At 49.3% G+C, this 4,894-nt stretch carries 4 protein-coding genes, 4 tRNA genes and 2 rRNA genes; 1 reads left to right on the top strand and 9 read right to left on the bottom strand.

Annotation, left to right across the window (positions count from 1 at the left end):
- From C3432_RS27275 to C3432_RS27255, 5 genes are all read right to left on the bottom strand, one after another.
- The coding region (locus C3432_RS27275; protein ID WP_047050242.1) for a GTP-binding protein at positions 1-379 on the bottom strand (379 nt) is incomplete at its 3' end.
- Between the two features lie 116 nt (positions 380-495).
- Positions 496-571, bottom strand: a tRNA-Thr gene (locus tag C3432_RS27270).
- A 6-nt stretch (positions 572-577) separates the two neighbouring features.
- Positions 578-652: transfer RNA gene (locus tag C3432_RS27265), tRNA-Gly, on the bottom strand.
- 116 nt (positions 653-768) lie between these two features.
- Positions 769-853, bottom strand: a tRNA-Tyr gene (locus C3432_RS27260).
- 8 nt (positions 854-861) lie between these two features.
- Positions 862-937: transfer RNA gene (locus C3432_RS27255), tRNA-Thr, on the bottom strand.
- 404 nt (positions 938-1,341) lie between these two features.
- Between C3432_RS27255 and coaA the strand changes: the two genes are divergently transcribed.
- Positions 1,342-2,292 (top strand): type I pantothenate kinase, encoded by a 951-nt coding sequence (gene coaA, locus C3432_RS27250; protein ID WP_103780765.1) that lies wholly within the window; start codon positions 1,342-1,344, stop codon positions 2,290-2,292.
- 31 nt (positions 2,293-2,323) lie between these two features.
- Here coaA and birA read toward each other — a convergent pair whose 3' ends face one another.
- The 4 genes from birA to C3432_RS27230 all read right to left on the bottom strand — a co-directional run.
- Positions 2,324-3,286 (bottom strand): bifunctional biotin--[acetyl-CoA-carboxylase] ligase/biotin operon repressor BirA, encoded by a 963-nt coding sequence (gene birA, locus C3432_RS27245; protein ID WP_103780763.1) that lies wholly within the window; start codon positions 3,284-3,286, stop codon positions 2,324-2,326.
- On the bottom strand, positions 3,283-4,311 hold the full coding sequence (murB, locus tag C3432_RS27240) for a UDP-N-acetylmuramate dehydrogenase (RefSeq protein WP_103780760.1): 1,029 nt from the start codon (positions 4,309-4,311) through the stop codon (positions 3,283-3,285). Before murB ends, birA begins: the two co-directional genes overlap by 4 nt.
- Positions 4,312-4,454: 143 nt before the next feature.
- Positions 4,455-4,570, bottom strand: a 5S ribosomal RNA gene (gene rrf / locus C3432_RS27235).
- A 100-nt stretch (positions 4,571-4,670) separates the two neighbouring features.
- A 23S ribosomal RNA gene (locus C3432_RS27230) occupies positions 4,671-4,894 on the bottom strand; the annotation flags it as partial.

Below are 4,894 nucleotides of genomic sequence, written 5' to 3'. Positions count from 1 at the left end.
CTACCTGACGACCCAGCAGGATGTGCTCACGAGTCTGCGGCATCGGGCCGTCAGTCGCAGCAACAACCAGGATCGCGCCATCCATCTGCGCAGCACCGGTGATCATGTTTTTAACATAGTCGGCGTGGCCCGGGCAGTCTACGTGTGCGTAGTGGCGAGTCGGGGTGTCGTATTCAACGTGAGATGTGTTGATGGTGATACCACGAGCTTTTTCTTCCGGCGCGTTATCGATCTGATCGAATGCGCGAGCAGCACCACCGTAGGTTTTAGCCAGAACGGTAGTGATTGCAGCGGTCAGCGTTGTTTTACCATGGTCAACGTGGCCGATAGTACCGACGTTAACGTGCGGTTTTGTACGTTCAAACTTTTCTTTAGACATCGATTGTCCCTCTAAGACACGGATAAATCGGTGATATCACCACATCAACCAGGCGATATGCCTGAATCGTTGAATATTTAAATTTACACAGAGAGAAACGGGAAGGAGAAGTGAAGTGGTGCTGATACCCAGAGTCGAACTGGGGACCTCACCCTTACCAAGGGTGCGCTCTACCAACTGAGCCATATCAGCACGTCTTGGAGCGGGCAGCGGGAATCGAACCCGCATCATCAGCTTGGAAGGCTGAGGTAATAGCCATTATACGATGCCCGCATCCTGAAACTCGGCTACCCAGTTCTTTCTGTAACAAAAAAAGAGACAGGTCTCTTTTTTCACTTGAGCCGGTTGATATTTTAACCAGCCCAGACAGCAATTATGCTGCCAGAAAGTGGTGGTGGGGGAAGGATTCGAACCTTCGAAGTCTGTGACGGCAGATTTACAGTCTGCTCCCTTTGGCCGCTCGGGAACCCCACCGGACTTGATGGTGCCGACTACCGGAATCGAACTGGTGACCTACTGATTACAAGTCAGTTGCTCTACCTACTGAGCTAAGTCGGCATCAAGTAGCGCGCATTCTATGGAGAGCTGCGACCTCATGCAACTAAAAAATTGCATAAAATGTTCTATTGCTCACATTTTGTGCTAAACGGTCAGTAAATGACGTCTTTTCAGTCAGTACAGCATAAAATTTCGGCATCTACGATTCACCAGATCTTCATCACGGAGTGACTTATGCACGCTCCAGTGATCAAAACAACAGCATTTACATCTGGAATATCCGTCACATTGCTTTTCAGGGAATGGCTGTTATGTGAGATTTTTTCTTATTATTCCCTCTCATCTGGTGTTACCCTCCTGCCCATTGTCCAAATTAACTGAAATGTGACATGCCATTGCATGCCGGGGATGACTCTCGTTTTTATCACTAACCCGATGTTGCTATGGCAGCCAGAAACATGCTTATGAGTATAAAAGAGCAAACGTTAATGACGCCTTACCTACAGTTTGACCGCAACCAGTGGGCTGCACTTCGTGATTCCGTGCCAATGACCCTGACCGAAGACGAGATCGCACAGCTTAAAGGTATAAATGAAGACCTGTCGTTAGAGGAAGTTGCAGAAATCTATTTGCCTTTGTCGCGTTTGCTGAACTTCTATATCAGTTCGAATCTGCGTCGTCAGGCTGTCCTTGAACAGTTTCTGGGTACCAATGGACAACGCATTCCTTATATTATCAGCATCGCTGGCAGCGTCGCGGTTGGTAAAAGTACGACAGCACGCGTTCTGCAGGCGCTGCTGAGCCGCTGGCCGGAACATCGCCGCGTAGAGCTGATTACTACAGATGGTTTTCTGCACCCTAATCAGAAGTTGAAAGATCGTGGACTGATGAAGAAGAAGGGCTTCCCGGAATCTTACGATATGCATCGTCTGGTGAAGTTCGTCTCCGATCTCAAGTCAGGCGTACCAAACGTAACCGCACCAGTCTACTCACATCTTATTTATGACGTTATCCCTGATGGGGATAAAACTGTTGCGCAGCCCGATATATTAATCCTTGAAGGATTAAATGTTCTGCAAAGCGGAATGGACTACCCACACGATCCGCATCATGTATTTGTTTCCGATTTCGTCGATTTCTCTATTTATGTCGATGCGCCGGAAGATTTACTGCAAACATGGTATATCAACCGATTCCTGAAATTCCGCGAAGGCGCGTTTACCGATCCTGACTCATATTTCCATAACTACGCGAAATTATCGAAGGATGAGGCAGTCAATACTGCCACATCGTTGTGGAAAGAAATCAACTGGTTGAATTTAAAACAAAATATACTCCCTACTCGTGAACGAGCAAGTCTGATAATGACCAAAAGCGCAAATCATGCGGTCGAACAGGTGAGATTACGAAAATAAATAAAAAGGGGAGCAGTTGCTCCCCTTTTTATTATTCTGCACTTCGTAGTGATATTTCCCCGCCCATCCAGGGTTTAATAGCACCATCCTGTTCCAGCAGTAAAGCCCCCTGCGTATCTATTCCACGAGAAATACCAAATATTTCTTTATCACCAATGATGAGTTTTACCGGGCGGTTAATAAAGTTATCCAGTTTTTCCCAACGGGAAAGATAAGGAGTCAGTCCTTCCTGCTCGAATACCTGTAACGCTTCGTGTAATTCGTTAATCAGGCGTGCGGCCAATACGTTACGATCGATCGTGATCCCTGCCTCCTGCAGGTTGATCCACCCCTGGTTAATCACGTCGTTCTCTACGTGACGCATTACCAGATTAATCCCGGCACCAATTACGATTTGCGCGGCGTCACCGGTTTTGCCCGTAAGTTCCACCAGAATCCCTGACAGTTTACGATCGTTCAGATAGAGATCGTTAGGCCACTTAACGCGGACTTTATCCGCGCCAAGCCTCTGGAGAACTTCCGCCATCACGATACCGATCACCAGGCTCAGGCCAATCGCAGCGGCTGGCCCCTGTTCCAGGCGCCAGTACATAGAAAGATACAGGTTAGCACCAAATGGCGAGAACCACTTACGGCCACGACGCCCTCGCCCCGCTTGCTGATATTCTGCCACACAGGCATCACCAGACTTCAGCTCACTCATTCGGTCCAACAGGTACTGGTTTGTCGAATCAATAACGGGAAGTACGGCAACATCGCCATAATCTACCGCATCACGAATCCTTTCGGCATCCAACAGCTGGATAGGATCCGGCAGGCTATAGCCTTTACCAGGTACGGTAAATACATCAATCCCCCAGTCGCGTAGCGTCTGGATATGCTTATTGATCGCCGCACGACTCATACCCAGTTTTTCACCCAGCTGCTCGCCCGAGTGAAATTCGCCATCGGCTAATAATGAGATCAGCTTCAGAGGGATCGTATTATCCTTCATGCAATGATCTCCACAGCATTCACTTCACCCATCTGCCCAATGAACCGAACTTCCGGCTCCAGCCAGACGTTAAATTTCTCGCCAACCTTTTGGCGAACATGATGCGCCAGCTTCACAACATCTTCGCTTGTCGCATTGTCAACGTTAATCAATACAAGAGCTTGCTGGCGGTGCACCGCTGCGCCACCAATAGTTTGCCCTTTCAGTTGGCACTGATCGATAAGCCAACCCGCAGCAAGTTTTACCGAACCATCCGCCTGAGGATAATGCGGCGCACCGGGGAACCGTGACAGCAATGCTTCGGCCATTTCTGCTGCGACTACCGGGTTTTTAAAGAAACTACCAGCATTGCCATTGACTTTCGGATCGGGAAGTTTAGTCGTACGCATAAGGCAGACGGAATCAAAAACCTGCTGAGGAGTGACCGTTGCTGGATCCAGACGCACCAGATCGCCGTAAGTTAATACCGGCTGCCACTGCTTGGGCAAGCGCAGACCAACGGCAACGATTGCAAAGCGGTCCTGATATTCATGTTTGAATATACTGTCACGGTAACCAAAGCGGCACTCTGCGGCACTGACACGCACAAGCTTACCTGTCGCGAGTTCAACACAGTCAACATAGTCACAAACCCGCTGAAGCTCTACACCATAGGCACCGATATTCTGGATCGGTGATGAACCAACGCAGCCGGGGATTAGCGCCAGATTTTCCAGCCCGGGCATACCATGTTGCAGGGTATACTGCACCACATGATGCCAGTTCTCTCCTGCCCCTGCGTGCACTAACCACGCTTCAGGTTGTTCAGTCACCTCAATTCCCCTGATACGGTTGACGATCACTGTACCGTGAAAGGCATCGAGGAACAGAACGTTACTCCCTTCACCCAATATCAGTACTGGCTGGCTTAATGCGTTGGCCGCTTGCCAGGCATCCAGCAATTGTTGTTCATTTTCGGCACAGACGATCTCACTGGCATATTGATCGATACCAAAGGTGTTCAAGGCTTTAAGGGAGTGATTCATAGACGCTTTCCTGATGCAAAATCAGGCTTAGTTTAACGTATCTGCGGCGGTATAGCTTGTGTTATGGAGGAAGGGGTTACCCGAGAGGAAAGTAAAATGCAAAAAAGCCCATCCGTCAGGATGGGCTTCTTCACCTGGTTGATGCCTGGCAGTTCCCTACTCTCGCATGGGGAGACCCCACACTACCATCGGCGCTACGGCGTTTCACTTCTGAGTTCGGCATGGGGTCAGGTGGGACCACCGCGCTGTTGCCGCCAGGCAAATTCTGTCTGTCAACACGCATTCCTGCGCATCAACTAATCTGTATCAAACTGAATATTGTTTCTGTCTCTCGTCCGCCAAAACATCTTCGGCGTTGTAAGGTTAAGCCTCACGGTTCATTAGTACCGGTTAGCTCAACGCATCGCTGCGCTTACACACCCGGCCTATCAACGTCGTCGTCTTCAACGTTCCTTCAGGACTCTTTAAGAGTCAGGGAGAACTCATCTCGGGGCAAGTTTCGTGCTTAGATGCTTTCAGCACTTATCTCTTCCGCATTTAGCTACCGGGCAATGCCATTGGCATGACAACCCGAACACCAGTG

Origin of the sequence: Citrobacter amalonaticus (genome assembly GCF_002918555.1) — a bacterium.
GTDB lineage: Bacteria > Pseudomonadota > Gammaproteobacteria > Enterobacterales > Enterobacteriaceae > Citrobacter_C > Citrobacter_C amalonaticus_A.
The sequence above is the reverse complement of the archived record's forward strand: the minus strand, read 5'-3'. Positions and strand labels throughout refer to the sequence as shown.

Excerpts from the sequence above, each read along its gene's own strand:
- murB (WP_103780760.1), bottom strand. The coding sequence starts at position 4,311 with ATGAATCACTCCCTTAAAGCCTTGAACACCTTTGGTATCGATCAATAT.
- birA (WP_103780763.1), bottom strand. The coding sequence starts at position 3,286 with ATGAAGGATAATACGATCCCTCTGAAGCTGATCTCATTATTAGCCGAT.
- coaA (WP_103780765.1), top strand. The coding sequence starts at position 1,342 with ATGAGTATAAAAGAGCAAACGTTAATGACGCCTTACCTACAGTTTGAC.